Consider the following 14267-nt stretch of genomic DNA (forward strand, 5'->3'; position numbering starts at 1 on the left):
CTGCATCCCGCTTCCCGTAAGCCTTACAGCTATCGACTGAAACTCAGTCCGGGTTGCGCCGCTTCAAGGTTTGCCCCGAAGCGAGCGCGCATTCTACAGGCCTTAAGATTCAGATCAACCGTTTTTTCGAAAAAAGTAGTTAAGTGGCTGTTTTTAAGCCTGATCGTTCAATATTCGACTTAAAAACAGTCCTTTTCTGCTAAAATCGACCTAAAGCCCTTAAAAGTAAATGTAGAAAACAATGGCAATACGACCCTATAAAGACAAACACCCCCAATTCGGACAACGCTGCTATATCGATGAATCCGCGGTCATCGTAGGTGATATACAAACCGGTGATGATGTCAGTATCTGGCCGCTTGTGGCAGCGCGAGGCGATGTAAACCATATGCGCATTGGCGAGCGAACCAATGTCCAGGACGGCACGGTATTACATGTCACACGTAAAAGTGCACAGCATCCCAAAGGTTACCCGTTGATCATTGGCGATGATGTCACCATAGGTCATAAGTGCATGTTGCATGGCTGTACACTGGGGAGTCGTATTCTGGTTGGCATGGGTGCCATTATCATGGACGGAGCAGTGGTTGAAGACGATGTGTTCATTGGTGCAGGTTGTCTGGTTCCACCAGGAAAGACCCTGAAAAGCGGTTACCTCTATGTGGGAAGTCCTGCCAAACAGGCCAGGCCGATAAATGAAGGTGAGAGAGCGTTCTTAAAACAATCCGCAGAAAATTACGTGCAACTAAAGGAAGACTATCTGGCGGACTAGCCCAGTATGCTTTGCGGCGATAGGGTTAATGGACCGTCATTGGGTGGTTCATTGTCAGCAAACCACTGTTCGAGCGCCTCTTCAATTTCAAACTGGTGTTGGTGATAAAAGTGCTCGGCGTCAGTCCCGGACAATGGGCCAATATCACAAGGGATACTGGCACCTGCCACAAGTACTGTCACACGCAGATACTGTCCATCCCTGACTGACGCAAAACCATCCTGAACGATAACCCCTTGGTTCACAACATCGATCTCAGTTGAGACAGAACCGGCGTGATGTCAGGATGCACCCCACGCCACAGGAAAAAGCTGTACGCCGCCTGCCCCACCAGCATCCCCAGCCCGTCATATGCAGCGCCCGTTCCGTTTGCCAATGCTGTATTCATAAATACGGTTGGATCGGACTGGTAAACCATGTCATAAGCAATGGCAGCGTTTTGATAAACGGAAAGCGGCAAGGGTGGAACTTGTGCAGACAAACTCAGACTCGTTGCATTGATAATGATATCGGGTCTGAGGACTTCGAGCTCACCAGCAGAATAGTCAAACCCGTTAAATTGCGCGTCAGGGATAACCTGTGCCAGGGCTTTTGCTTTAGTCAGCGTACGGTTTACGACAGAGAAGCGACGCACCCCAGCTTCATATAAAGGCAGCAATACACCACGGGCAGCACCGCCGGCGCCCACAACCATGACATGAGCATCCGTCAGAGGGGCATTTTTATTGCGCAGATCCAACACCAACCCCATGCCGTCAGTGTTATCACCCAAATACTCACCGTTACTGCGCCGAACAATGGTATTCACCGCACCCGCTTGCCTGGCGGCAGGTGATAGTGAATCAACCCATTCAAACGCCTGCTCCTTAAAAGGCACGGTCACATTCACGCCTTTGGCCGCGGAAACACTGAAAAACGTTTGCAGGGTTTCTGCAAATCCATCCAAGGGTGATAAAATGGCCTCATATTCTAACGTCTGCCCGGTTTGCTCAGCAAACAAACGGTGTATCAGTGGCGACTTGCTGTGACCAATAGGGTGACCAATAACGGCATAATGATCCATGAAGTGGTTGTCTTCTTTGTTATTCAGTAAACGAAACGTAACGCAAAACGCCGCGCAACAAAACCACCCGACGGTGGAAAACACCCCCTATAAACTCATCGGCGGTGAACAAGGTGTCAGAGCCTTGGCCGAACGGTTTTACGATATCATGTCCACAGATCCGCAGGCGCGGGATCTGCTAGCCATCCACCCACAGCCCCTGGATACCATTCGGCAACGCTTTTTTGAGTATTTAAGTGGCTGGATGGGCGGCCCGCCCCTGTTCGAACAACAGTATGGGCACCCCCGCCTTCGGGCCCGACATTTACCCTACGCGATCAATGAAACTCTGAGGGATCAATGGATGTATTGCATGCACATGGCGCTGGAAGATACCGTCGATAACCCAGCGCTAAAAGATGGTCTGCGCCAATCCTTCTGGCAATTGGCCACCCATATGATCAATCAGCCGTCAACGCCCAGCCAGTCCCGTGGCTGAAGGAAGTGCTGGTACAAATTCGCTTCGGGCGAATTCGGCGCAGGCTGGTAGTCATACTCCCAACGGGCCAGTGGCGGCATCGACATTAAAATCGACTCGGTGCGCCCACCGGTTTGCAACCCAAACAAGGTCCCCCGGTCGTAGACCAGATTAAACTCCACGTAACGGCCGCGCCGGTATAGCTGAAACTGGCGTTCTCGTTCGCCGAATGACAGCCCCTTGCGACGCTCAATGATAGGAACATAAGCATCCAGGTAACCGTTACCCACCGCGCGCATGAATTCAAAACTCTTTTCAAATCCCCACTCGTTTAAATCATCGAAGAACAAGCCACCAACGCCCCGGGTTTCATCACGGTGTTTGAGGTAAAAATACTCGTCACACCACTTTTTGTAACGGGGGTACACATCATCACCAAAGGGCTGGCACAGATCACGGGCTACCCGGTGCCAATGTTCAACGTCCTCCTGAAACGGATAAAATGGCGTGAGGTCAAAGCCACCGCCAAACCACCAGACTGGCGCCGCATCGGGCTTGGTTGCCAGAAAGAAACGCACATTGGCATGGGAGGTAGGGATGTAGGGGTTATTGGGATGGATCACCAGCGAAACCCCCATGGCTTCAAAGCTGCGCCCCGCCAATTCAGGCCTTGCTGCAGTGGCTGATGCAGGTAACTGGGCGCCACTCACATGGGAGAAGTTAACCCCCCCCTGCTCAATGACATTACCCTTGGTCAACACACGGGTTCTGCCTCCACCACCTTCTTCGCGCTGCCATTCATCCTGCTGGAAGCTGCCTTTTCCATCAGCAAGTTCGAGGGTCTGGCAAATATCATCCTGGAGTTTAAGCAGGAACGTTTTAACGGCCTGAAGGTCAGGCTGAGACTGTGTTTGCATATTAACTTGCTCTGATCAGTTGGCCGGTCAGGCCATGGCGTATGGAGGACGGGTTTGCAGCGTTACCCAGCGCACCCTCGATGCACAACAGGTCTTCACCCAATTGTTGCTGAGCCTGAGTCAGGGTTCGAGCAGCTTCCAGCCCGGTGACATTGGCACTGGTTGAGACTAACGGCTTGTTGACCCGCTCACACAAGGATTGCACCACAGGGTGTGCAGTAACCCGCACCGCAATCAGATCTGAGCCGCCGGTTATCCAGTCTGGTGCTGATGCCGATTTGGGTAGTAACCAGGTATTCGGCCCCGGCCAACTGGAAAATATCTGCGTACGACGATCCATGGGAATTGCATCGTCGTTGACATAAGGCAGCAATTGAGAATAGGTTTTGGCAATCAGGATCAAGCCTTTCTCGACCGGCCGCTGCTTACGCGCCAATAATGCTTGAACAGCAGTTTCGTTGTCGGGATCACAACCAATACCATAGACGGCTTCGGTCGGGTACAAAAACAGTGCGCCATTGTTAAACGCCGTTACAAAAGGATCGTCACTGGATAGTTCGGTCATGGTCATTTCAGGTTAGTATGCAAGGGGCGCGTGAGGCCAGCCTTCAGGTTTCAGTTTCGGCGGGCATTTTATACTGGCAATCACGCTGAGGACAAACCCACAGTGACTCCGATGCTTGGTTTTTTTCACACATGATTGCCCAGCCACACTGAGGACAGGCTTTGTTCACCGGCGGATGGTTGACCACATATTTGCATTTTGGATAGGCGTTACACGCATAAAACGCCTTGCCGAATTTATTGGTACGTTTTAGCAAGTGCCCTTCATGACACAACGGACAGGTCACATGGGTATCGGTTTTTTCCTGTAACGACGCGATATGGTGACACTGGGGAAAGTTGCAGCAACCAATAAACAAACCAAACCGGCCTTTTTTGATCGCCATGTCACCCCCACATTCGGGACAGACTGCGCCTTCAATGCGTTTTATCTCGGTGGTTTCTGTTTCGTGTAGAGGTTTGCTGAAATGGCACTGGGGATACGTAGAACACCCCAGGAAGTTACCACTTTTGCCGTGTCTTACGTGGAGGGGCGCTCCACACTCAGGGCAATCACCGTAAGCTTGCTGCAGTGCATGGGCATTGGCCTGAAAAAGAGAATGATCGATCTTCGACATAGACTATCAGGCTACCTAGTTCCCCCACATGGGGGGTGTATGAGGCCGTTGCTCAGTGCAACGGGCCGTCAGGTTCTTCGAACAACAAATCTTCCATCTGTGCATAGGCATTTTCCTTGCCTGGCACATTGAACAGCACCATCAACACAACCCACTTGAGATCTTCCAGACAGAATTCGTTGGAATCAATCTCCATGACACGGTCAATGACCATCTCTCGGGTTGACGCGTCCAGCACATTAATTTGTTCCAGAAACATCAGAAAGCCGCGACATTCAACATCCAGTCGCATTTCCTCTTCATGGATGTAAATACGCGTAACTGGCGTATCACCCACTTTTACGAGGTACGGATTAATGTCGGTTTCCTGCAGGGCGGCGAGTTTTTCCAGCCAGGACAAGGCTTTGTAAATCTCGTCATGGTGGAATCCGGCGCGCACGAGTTCCTCGGTCAGTTCATCCTGATCGACACGAATTTCGGTTTCACTGTGGATAAAGTTCTCGAAGAGATACATGAGGATATCGAACATATTAATTGCCCCCCAATCTGACGTAGCCACCCGGTACGGCAGCCACTAAACCACGCAGCTCATATTCTAATAATTGTACCGTTACTTCTGATATCGGCAGATTACTGCGTTTCGCAACCACATCTGGTGCAGTTACTTCATAACCAACACTATCTAACAAATCCATACATGCCAAGCTTTGGCACGGCTTTTTTTGCAAGTTTTTCACCTCTTGTTGCCACACATTTTGATTAAGATGATGATATTCCTCAGTAATATCATCTACCCCTGTCACCAGCTTGGCGCCTTGCTGTATCAGCCGGTGGCAACCTGCCGTCAGCGGGTTATAAATCGCCCCCGGCACAGCAAACACCTCACGGTTCTGCTCACAGGCAAGGCGCGCCGTACTCAGTGAACCGCTGCGCGCAGCCGCTTCAACAACGACCGTCCCTAAACTAAGACCGCTGATCAACCGGTTGCGTTTCAGAAAGTTGGCGGGATAAGTCTTCGCGCCGGGCCCATGCTCCGATACAACCACGCCACCTTGTTCGACAATGTGTTGCGCAAGGGGGGCGTGGGCTTTGGGATAGGTATGATCGATACCATTTCCCAATACTGCAATGGTCTTGCCCTGTCCCTGCAGGGCACCACGGTGTGCGCAACCGTCAATACCACTCGCCAGCCCACTGGTAATAACCCAGTGCTGTCTCACCAACGCCGCACAAAGATGTCCTGTGACCTCTTGTCCGTATCGCGTAGGCTGCCGACTGCCGACCACGGCAATTTGCGGCCTGAGTAACAACATGGGGTCACCTCGGCAGAATATCAATGTCGGCGCATCACTGAGTAGCGCTAGAAGCGGAGGATAGTGAGGGTCAGCCCGAGCTATATAGTGGTGTAAGGGATCGGCGTTAAGCCAATGCCAGGCAGCGTCTGCCGCCGGCGGAGCGCAGTGGCGCAAATATTCCACCTGTTCACCACTCCAGCCCAGCTGGCTGAGCTGTTTGTCGCTGGCTTGCCACAATCCCTGCAATGCAGCGACTGAGTCTATCGGCTGCTGCAGTCTGGTCGCGCCTCGCCCCGGCAAGGTGGCAAGGGTGTACCATTTGAGAAAAGTTGCATGGCTTGCTGAATCCACGGGCGCCTCCTTGTGCCTCGGGCATTCAGCGATAGGTAGGGCTATTCCTGACTAAGGTTTTCCAACAATGGAGCCCATACGGATGGTTTTTGTCGACCGGGTGATCAATCCATAGCTGGCCTTTTCAAAGGTCTTGAAAATCACCACATCACCGATTTTAATTGCGGGCTGAACCACTTCCTGCCCTTCACTGAATGCGCTGCGCATGACATTGTTTTCATGTTCATACAATGGTTGCTCACTATCCAGAATAGTCGGTCCTTGCTGGTACACGCCCAAAACCGTACCCGGTTTCACTTCATCTGCACCGAGGTCGACAATGACAACGTCGTATTTGCCCAGCAAGGTGTGCTGCTCAAGACTGCTGACAATATTGCCCCGTTGATCCGTCGCGGCTTCGAGCATCAGGGTGCCAGGGTCGGTGTCTTCGACAGCCATCAGTTTGTCACCACGACGGGCCTCGAAATTAGAATCCTGCACTTCCACCAGCCACTGACCTTCAAGCTCAACGTCCAATGGAGTGGCGTCTGCGACGTGGCGGATTTGATAACCAAGAAAATTTTCCTCGTTATCGTACAATTCATTCTGTTTACGGGTGATCACCAATCGACCGCTTTGGCGGCGGTCTGCACGGGTCAACACCAGGTCGCCAGTGGCAAAACTGACCGCCCCTTCCTGATTACCCAGTAAATGTGGCAGACGGGCATACTCGCTCTCATCCATAATGCTCGCACGCTCCAGGTACGGCGCAATCACAGACCAGGGCAACGCATTGATTGGCGTAGCAGACTTGACCTGTCTGTTGCCTTGAGGAGACAACGTGAGTTGCACTTTGGTTCTGCTCGGCGCAGGTGTCACAATGGCCAGTTCCGGCTCACCTTGCTCGTTGTAGGTCAAACGCAATTCATCGCCGGGATAAATAAGGTGTGGATTGGTGATATGCACGTTGTTGCGCCACAATTCTGGCCACAACCAGGGTTTATCCAGATACATGCTGGAGATATCCCACAGTGTATCGCCTTTCTGCACCACGTATGTTTCTGGTGCCGTGTCTTTAATGGTCAAGGTGTCGGCAAACGCCATCATCGGTAGCAATAACGCTATCACCAACCACTTTTTCATATTTGTCCCCATGCTTTCCTCTCGCAGTGCGGCCACAACTCTGTTCTTTGGTATTCATCGCATTTACGCTAGAATATCGGCAAGTATCAAGGAATAAATAGCCTAACGCATTGGATCGTATAAGAATCAATACCGTCCAATCGGATCGGGCGCTCTGTTCCTGAGTGTATCAACAAGTGTAGCTGAATTGACTGATGGCATTATTAGAAGTACTCCGTTTTCCTGATGAACGCTTGCGCACCGTTGCCAAGCCGGTAGAAAAAATTGACGACAGCATTCGTCAATTGGTCGCTGACATGTTTGAAACCATGCGCGAAGAAAATGGCATTGGCCTGGCCGCTACGCAGGTTAATGTTCACCAGCGCGTCGTTGTTATGGACGTATCAGAAGATCAAAATGAGCCACGCGTCTTCATCAATCCTACCATCACGCACATGGATGGGAAGACCATTAGTGAAGAAGGCTGTTTGTCGGTTCCCAACAACTGGGCGAAAGTCGAGCGGGCAGAACGTATCACCGTTGAAGCGCTGGACGAGACAGGCAAAGCCTACACGCTCGAGGCCGAAGGCCTGTTGGCGATCTGTATCCAACACGAACTGGATCACCTGAAAGGCAAATTGTTTGTCGATTATCTGTCACCGCTGAAACGTCAGCGGATTCGAACCAAGCTTGAAAAAGAAGCCCGGTTGGCTACCCGACTGTAGGAGCCATTGTGACCCATCCACTACGCATTGTATTTGCCGGTACACCGGATTTTGCTGCGCAACACCTGGCCGCGTTGCTGGGTACAGAGCATCACGTTGTTGCGGTCTACACCCAACCAGATAGGCCTGCGGGTCGGGGCAAAAAACTGCAAGCCAGTCCGGTCAAGCAACTTGCCATCGACAACCAGCTACCGGTGTTGCAACCCGAATCCCTGAAGACCGCCGAAGCACAAGCCGAACTCGCCAGTTGGAATGCCGACGTGATGGTAGTGGTTGCCTATGGCCTGTTGTTGCCCGAAGCCGTGCTGACCACCCCCAGACTTGGCTGTCTCAATGTACACGGTTCGCTGCTTCCCCGCTGGCGAGGCGCCGCCCCCATCCAGCGGGCCATCTGGGCCGGTGATCAGGAAACCGGTGTCACCATCATGCAAATGGATAAAGGTCTCGACACCGGTGATATGTTGCTAAAAGCAGCGTTACCGATTGAAGACACGGATACCAGTGCCAGCCTTTACGAAAAGCTTGCAGTTTTGGGCCCTGATGCCCTGATCCGTTGCCTGGACAATCTGAACAGCATTACGCCAGAACCGCAGGATGATGAATTGGCAAATTACGCCAAAAAGCTGAGTAAAGCGGAAGCGCTGGTTGACTGGACCCTTGATGCCGAGCAACTGGAGCGCAACGTACGCGCCTTCAATCCCTGGCCGATGGCATTTTTCGAGCTCCCCGCCGGGCCGGTAAAAATCTGGCAGGCGCACTGCGTGGATCAACAAGGTCAGCCAGGTCAAATACTCGAGGCCAATCGCGACGGTATCGTCGTTGCCTGTGGACAGCACGCATTAAAACTGACGATGTTGCAAGTACCGGGCAAAAAAGCCATGCCCGTGGCAGACATTCTGAATGCCCGGGCTGATTGGTTTTCTGTGGGCAAAACCTTGTCGTGAGTCATCAAAATCTCCCTCCTTCGCGCCTGCGGGCAGACGCAGCCAGGGCTCTGTTTGCCATACTCGAGCAAGGCCGTTCCGCACGGGACGTGTTACCCAATCTGCAAAAGCCCTACGCTGACAAAGACAAGGCGTGGATCCAGGAAATGGTCTACGGTGCACTACGACAAGTCCCCTTGTTGCAGCACTGGCTGCGACAGTTGCTCGACAAACCGCTGAAGCAAAAAGCCAAAGTGGTTGAACACCTGATCCTGATAGGCCTGTACCAACTGGCCTTTAGCCGGGTATCCACCCACGCTGCGGTGTCAGAAACGGTCAATGCAACCAAACACCTACAAGCACCTGGCCTGAAAGGATTGGTTAATGCCGTGCTGCGCACCTTTATTCGCACCGAAATGGCATCGCAACTGCCTCAGGATGCACACATTCTGGCCGGCTTGCCAAAATGGCTGTACAAAACGCTGGATACTGCCTACCCCGAACAGCTTGATGCAATACTGGCAGCAATGACACAACGAGCCCCGGTATGGCTACGTGTTAACCGCCAACGTTGCAGCCTGGACAACCTGTGCAAGGCGTTTGACAAACACAAGGTTGACTATCAGACCAGTGCGCAGCATCCCGACGCACTGATCCTCAGCCGCAGCGGTGATGTTACGCAGCTGCCCGGATTCGAAGACGGCTGGTTCAGCGTTCAGGACGGCGCGGCGCAGTTAGCAGCCCAGTACCTTGCCCCCGCACCCGGTGAACGTATTCTTGACTGCTGTGCAGCGCCGGGCGGTAAAACCGGCCACATTCTCGAGCGACAGCCGCAACTGGCGGCCTGTATCGCACTGGACGTCGATGGGGCTCGCATTGCCCGCATTGAAGAAAATCTGTCGCGATTAGGGCATCAGGCAACAATGGTGTGCGCGGACGCAACCCAATCTACCTGGTGGGACGGGGTTTTGTTTGATCGCATTTTGCTGGATGCGCCCTGCTCTGCCACCGGTGTTATCCGACGTCATCCGGATATCCGCTGGCTGCGCAAAGCCAGCGACATCGAACAACTGGTCACATTGCAGGCCAAAATACTGGATACCCTTTGGCCGATGCTGAAGCCCGGCGGTACGTTGTTATATGCCACCTGTTCGTTATTGCCTCAGGAAAACAGTCAGCAAATCCTGTCCTTCCTTAGCCGCACAGCAGACGCCGAATGGCAGCCACTGTCTGACGGCGAGGCCGCACAGCAGCCTGGACGACAAATCCTGCCTGCTGAGCAACAAATGGATGGTTTCTACTATGCGAGACTGTTAAAGTCTCCTACCATAGATAACAAAACGCGATAATCCGGTAGTTTAAGCCCAAGGCGCGATGAAAATAATAATCCTCGGAGCCGGCCAGGTCGGCGGAACATTGGCCGAAAACCTGGTTGGTGAAAGAAACGAAATCACCGTCATCGATTCTGATCCCGACACCTTACGTCATTTGCAAGACCGACTCGATCTGCAGGTGGTTTGTGGCGTCGGTTCTCACCCGGATGTACTGGCCAAAGCTGGCGCAGAAGACGCGGACATGCTGATTGCCGTAACCAACAGTGACGAAAGCAACATGATGGCCTGTCAGGTTGCCCACAGTCTGTTTCACACCCCAACCAAGATCGCCCGGGTACGCTCCGAACAATACATCATCTACCAGGAAAAGTTGTTCAAGCATCAGGACATCCCCGTTGATCACCTGATTGCCCCAGAGCAATTGGTCACCAAAGCAATCAAACGCCTGATCGATTACCCCGGTGCACTGCAGGTGGTCGAGTTTGCCGATGGCAAAGCCAGCCTTGTGGCGGTTAAAGCCTACTATGGCGGCCTGTTGGTCGGTCACGCCCTGTCGGCGCTGAAAGAGCACATGCCCAACGTTGAAACCCGGGTTGCAGCTATCTATCGTCGCGGCAAACCCATCCGTCCGCTGGGCACGACCGTGATTGAAGCCGACGATGAAGTGTTTTTCATCGCCGCAACCAAGCACATTCGTGCGGTCATGAGTGAATTGCAAAAGCTCGAATCAAGTTATAAGCGGATCATGATTGCCGGCGGCGGTTTGATTGGTGAAGGCCTGGCCAAGCGCCTGGAGCATAACCACAACGTTAAACTGATTGAATACTCCGGTGAACGGGCCAAATACCTGTCGGCCAAACTGGACAAGACCATCGTGTTTTGCGGCGATGCCTCTGATCACGAATTACTGACTGAAGAAAACGTCTCGCAGGTTGACGCGTTTATCGCCGTGACCAATGACGACGAAGCCAACATTATGTCAGCGATGCTGGCCAAACGCCTTGGCGCCCAAAAAGCCATGGTGCTGATCCAGCGCAGTGCCTATGTGGATCTGGTTCAAGGGGGTGAAATTGACATTGCCTTCTCTCCCCAGCAAGCAACCATTTCAGCGTTGTTGACGCATGTCCGCAGAGGCGACATTGTTAATGTGTACTCACTTCGGCGCGGGGCCGCAGAAGCCATAGAAGCCATTGCCCACGGTGACGAATCGACCTCGAAAGTGGTCGGTCAGCAAATCCGCGATATCAAGCTGCCCCCGGGCACCACCATCGGCGCCATTGTGCGTGCCGACGAAGTCATCATTGCTCACAGTGACACACGCATCGAAGCCAATGACCACGTGATCCTGTTTCTGGTCGACAAAAAGTTCATTGGTGACGTGGAGAAACTGTTTCAGCCCAGCGCCTTTTTCTTCGGCTAGAGGACTAATCCCGTTTAACTGCGCCAGAAGGTCGGCGAAAACAGTACCAGCAGCGAGAAGATCTCCAGCCGGCCGAACAGCATCGCCAGGATCAACAACCATTTTCCGTTGTCGTTGACATCGGCAAAGGTTCCCGCCACATCACCCAGACCCGGTCCCAGGTTGTTCAGTGTGGCAGCCGTTGACGAAAACGCAGTAATGTTATCCATGCCACTGGCGATCAGGCCGATCATGATGACAACAAACACGATGGCGTAAGCAGAGAAAAAGCCCCATACCGCTTCCACGACACGTTCAGGCATGGCCCTGTCACCCAGCTTTACCGAATAAACGGCTTTGGGGTGTATCAGTCGCTCGACTTCCCGTTTGCCCTGCAGGTACAACAGGAACACACGGATCACCTTCAATCCGCCGCCAGTACTGCCTGCACAACCGCCAATAAAGCTCGCAAAAATCAGCAGGATCGGCAAAAACGCCGGCCAGTGGGCGAAATCCGCAGTAGCAAATCCAGCGGTGGTACTGATAGAAACGGCCTGAAACGCAGCCTGATCCAGGGCCTCTTCTGCGGTGCCATACGTACCAAATTGCACCAGCACCAGAAAACACACCAGGATCAGTGATAACTGGATAAAAATGAACGCTTTAAACTCCGGGTCGTGCAGATAGCCCCTCAGAGTACGCCCTGTTGCGGCGGCATAGTGCAATGCGAAGTTCAGCGCGGCAATCCACAAAAACACAATACAGATGGTGTTGATCAACGGGCTGTTAAAGTGGCCCATACTGGCGTCATAAGTACTGAACCCACCAATTGCTATGGTCGAAAACGCATGACAAATGGCATCAAACAGGTTCATCCCGGCGGCCCAGTAAGCCAAGGTACAGGCAATGGTCAGCGACAAATAGATATACCAGAGGTGTTTGGCAGTATCGGCGATCCGCGGAGTCATTTTAGAGTCTTTGACTGGACCGGGGGTTTCCGCCCTGTACAACTGCATGCCACCCACGCCAAGAATGGGCAGTATGGCAACCGCCAACACAATGATCCCCATTCCTCCCAACCACTGCAGTTGCTGACGATAGAACTGTACCGACTTGGGCAGATACTCAATCCCTTCAATCACCGTTGCACCGGTTGTGGTCAGGCCGGAAAAGGATTCGAAAAACGCATCGGTTACCGCCATCTCTGGCTGCTTTAACAACAGAAAAGGCAGGGCGGCAAAGCTGGCCAGTACGGTCCAGAACAATACCACAATCAGGAAGCCTTCTTTGGCGCGCAGGTCGCGGCGATAGCGGCGATTGGGATACCAGAAAGCGAGGCCGGTAAACAAACACAGGAAAAATGCCAGCAAAAAGGGTAAGCCACTGCCATCCTGATAGATCAATGAAACCACCGCAGGTGGGATCATGGTCACGCTGAAAAGGGCCACCAGCAACCCCAGGATCCGGATGATGGTGCGGTACTCCATCATGATAGACGTTCCTTCTGCACGACAAGGTCATGTCCGCACTGATTGGCGACCGCTGTTCTGATTGTTTTTTTCACCCTACGCCCTGTACACCGATGTTTTACGGAATATTTTGACACACTTCAGTCTGATAACAGTCTACATCGGGAAAAACAGCAATAAAACTCGATATTTAGTTCTTTGCACAACAACCTCCTGAAAGGGACGCATGGGATCACTGCCGCAGCAAACTTGACACTGTCAACATTAGTTCTTAGTCTGTGTGCTCGCGCACCCGACAGGAGACCATTCATGACTGTCAAAGAGACACCGCTCACGTTAACCACACAAGCGGGACATACCTTGTCTGCCAGACAATTCAGTGTATCGGCCTCCCAACAAGCCATTGTGATAGCGCCGGCCATGGGCGTAGAACAAAGCTATTATTTTCCTGTCGCGCGCTGGCTTGCTGAACAAGGTTTTGAGGTACTGACCTTCGATTATCACGGTATGGGTGCATCCCAACAGGGCCCGCTCAAGCATCACCGCAGCTCCATTCTCGACTGGGCCAGACAAGACGCCAGTGCAGCACTGGCGCACATCAGACAACAGATCGCGGGCGATATTCTGTGGCTCGGCCACAGCCTTGGTGGACAGGTTTTCCCGTTGGTCAACGATATCCAACAGGTTCAGCGGGTCGTTACTGTGGCTTCGGGGACCGGCTACTGGCGCCACAATGCGCCGCCCTTGCGACGCAAAGTGTGGTGGTTCTGGTTTGTGCTCGTGCCTGTATTGGTGCGCATCTACGGCTACTTCCCGGGTAAAAAGCTGGGTATGGTCGGTGATCTGCCAGCGCCGGTGATACAACAATGGAAACGCTGGTGCATGCACCCAGAATACTGCGTGGGTACCGAAGACGCTGCAGTAAGACAGTCCTTTGACACGGTCAACGTACCGATTTGTGCCCTGGCCCTGGAAGATGATGAAATGCTGTCAGACAAGAACATCAGCGCGCTATTTGCCTTGTTTGGCAGTAAAGACAAGTCACTGCACGTTGTTCATCCCGACGACTTTGGTCTGGACAGGATCGGTCATCTGGGCTTGTTCAGGGCACAATTCGAAGACACATTGTGGCCGCAAGTACTGCTTCCTGCGCTTACCTCGGGTCAGCCACAGAACACCCGTTGACCGAATTCAGCACAAAGTGTCCCGCCTGAAAGATCTGTTTACAATTCTATTGCTGGCTGAGTGACCAATTGCTGCGGTATGATGCCCGGCTTGGC

Annotated in this window: 17 protein-coding genes; 8 read left to right on the plus strand and 9 right to left on the minus strand. The window is 52.8% G+C overall.

The window, feature by feature from the left end:
* The coding region (locus LJ739_RS11565; protein WP_229160698.1) for a hypothetical protein at positions 1-183 on the plus strand (183 nt) is incomplete at its 5' end.
* 58 nt (positions 184-241) lie between these two features.
* Positions 242-772, plus strand: a complete 531-nt coding sequence (locus LJ739_RS11570; protein ID WP_229160700.1) for a gamma carbonic anhydrase family protein — start codon at positions 242-244, stop codon at positions 770-772.
* On the opposite strand, the gene LJ739_RS11575 is transcribed toward LJ739_RS11570, so the two are convergent.
* Both LJ739_RS11575 and aroE read right to left on the minus strand, forming a co-directional pair.
* Complete coding sequence (locus LJ739_RS11575) at positions 769-1017, minus strand: hypothetical protein (protein WP_229160702.1); 249 nt, start codon at positions 1015-1017, stop codon at positions 769-771. The genes LJ739_RS11570 and LJ739_RS11575 overlap by 4 nt on opposite strands.
* Positions 1014-1835: a shikimate dehydrogenase gene (gene aroE, locus LJ739_RS11580; protein WP_229160703.1), complete on the minus strand. Its 822-nt coding sequence runs from the start codon at positions 1833-1835 to the stop codon at positions 1014-1016. Before aroE ends, LJ739_RS11575 begins: the two co-directional genes overlap by 4 nt.
* Here aroE and LJ739_RS11585 point away from each other — a divergent pair.
* The gene (locus tag LJ739_RS11585) at positions 1834-2313 is read left to right on the plus strand and encodes a group II truncated hemoglobin (RefSeq protein ID WP_229160704.1); all 480 of its coding nucleotides are present in this window, start codon (positions 1834-1836) and stop codon (positions 2311-2313) included. The genes aroE and LJ739_RS11585 overlap by 2 nt on opposite strands.
* On the opposite strand, the gene hemF is transcribed toward LJ739_RS11585, so the two are convergent.
* From hemF to LJ739_RS11615, 6 genes are read right to left on the minus strand one after another with little or no spacing between them, the layout of a single operon-like run.
* Positions 2280-3209 carry an oxygen-dependent coproporphyrinogen oxidase gene (gene hemF, locus LJ739_RS11590; RefSeq protein WP_229160705.1) on the minus strand — a complete coding sequence of 310 codons (930 nt, stop codon included), beginning with the start codon at positions 3207-3209 and terminating at the stop codon, positions 2280-2282. The two genes, LJ739_RS11585 and hemF, sit on opposite strands and share 34 nt — an antisense overlap.
* 1 nt (position 3210) lies before the next feature.
* A complete protein-coding gene (locus LJ739_RS11595; RefSeq protein WP_229160706.1) occupies positions 3211-3774 on the minus strand; it encodes a Sua5/YciO/YrdC/YwlC family protein in 564 nt (187 codons plus the stop codon).
* Positions 3775-3817: 43 nt separating this feature from the next.
* Positions 3818-4390: a DNA topoisomerase family protein gene (locus LJ739_RS11600; protein ID WP_229160707.1), complete on the minus strand. Its 573-nt coding sequence runs from the start codon at positions 4388-4390 to the stop codon at positions 3818-3820.
* A gap of 52 nt (positions 4391-4442) precedes the next feature.
* Positions 4443-4919, minus strand: a complete 477-nt coding sequence (locus LJ739_RS11605; protein WP_229160708.1) for a DUF494 family protein — start codon at positions 4917-4919, stop codon at positions 4443-4445.
* A 1-nt stretch (position 4920) separates the two neighbouring features.
* A complete protein-coding gene (gene dprA / locus LJ739_RS11610; RefSeq protein WP_229160709.1) occupies positions 4921-6036 on the minus strand; it encodes a DNA-processing protein DprA in 1116 nt (371 codons plus the stop codon).
* A gap of 51 nt (positions 6037-6087) precedes the next feature.
* Entirely contained in the window at positions 6088-7158 is a 1071-nt protein-coding gene (locus tag LJ739_RS11615; RefSeq protein WP_229160710.1) for a LysM peptidoglycan-binding domain-containing protein, read from the minus strand.
* Between the two features lie 194 nt (positions 7159-7352).
* Between LJ739_RS11615 and def the strand changes: the two genes are divergently transcribed.
* Genes def through trkA form a run of 4 tightly spaced genes read left to right on the plus strand, consistent with a single transcriptional unit; the run spans position 7353 to position 11539 of the window.
* On the plus strand, positions 7353-7862 hold the full coding sequence (def, locus tag LJ739_RS11620; RefSeq protein WP_229160713.1) for a peptide deformylase: 510 nt from the start codon (positions 7353-7355) through the stop codon (positions 7860-7862).
* Between the two features lie 8 nt (positions 7863-7870).
* A complete protein-coding gene (fmt, locus tag LJ739_RS11625) occupies positions 7871-8806 on the plus strand; it encodes a methionyl-tRNA formyltransferase (protein WP_229160714.1) in 936 nt (311 codons plus the stop codon).
* Complete coding sequence (rsmB, locus tag LJ739_RS11630) at positions 8803-10134, plus strand: 16S rRNA (cytosine(967)-C(5))-methyltransferase RsmB (protein ID WP_229160716.1); 1332 nt, start codon at positions 8803-8805, stop codon at positions 10132-10134. The genes fmt and rsmB overlap by 4 nt, the downstream gene beginning before the upstream one ends.
* Positions 10135-10159: 25 nt before the next feature.
* Positions 10160-11539, plus strand: a complete 1380-nt coding sequence (gene trkA / locus LJ739_RS11635) for a Trk system potassium transporter TrkA (RefSeq protein WP_229160718.1) — start codon at positions 10160-10162, stop codon at positions 11537-11539.
* A 14-nt stretch (positions 11540-11553) separates the two neighbouring features.
* Here trkA and LJ739_RS11640 read toward each other — a convergent pair whose 3' ends face one another.
* Positions 11554-13005 carry a TrkH family potassium uptake protein gene (locus LJ739_RS11640; RefSeq protein ID WP_229161194.1) on the minus strand — a complete coding sequence of 484 codons (1452 nt, stop codon included), beginning with the start codon at positions 13003-13005 and terminating at the stop codon, positions 11554-11556.
* Positions 13006-13296: 291 nt separating this feature from the next.
* Here LJ739_RS11640 and LJ739_RS11645 point away from each other — a divergent pair, with 291 nt between their 5' ends.
* On the plus strand, positions 13297-14172 hold the full coding sequence (locus LJ739_RS11645) for an alpha/beta hydrolase family protein (protein ID WP_229160720.1): 876 nt from the start codon (positions 13297-13299) through the stop codon (positions 14170-14172).
* The last annotated feature ends 95 nt before the right edge of the window (positions 14173-14267 follow it).

Origin of the sequence: Fluctibacter halophilus, assembly GCF_020687825.1 — a bacterium.
GTDB lineage: Bacteria > Pseudomonadota > Gammaproteobacteria > Enterobacterales > Alteromonadaceae > Fluctibacter > Fluctibacter halophilus.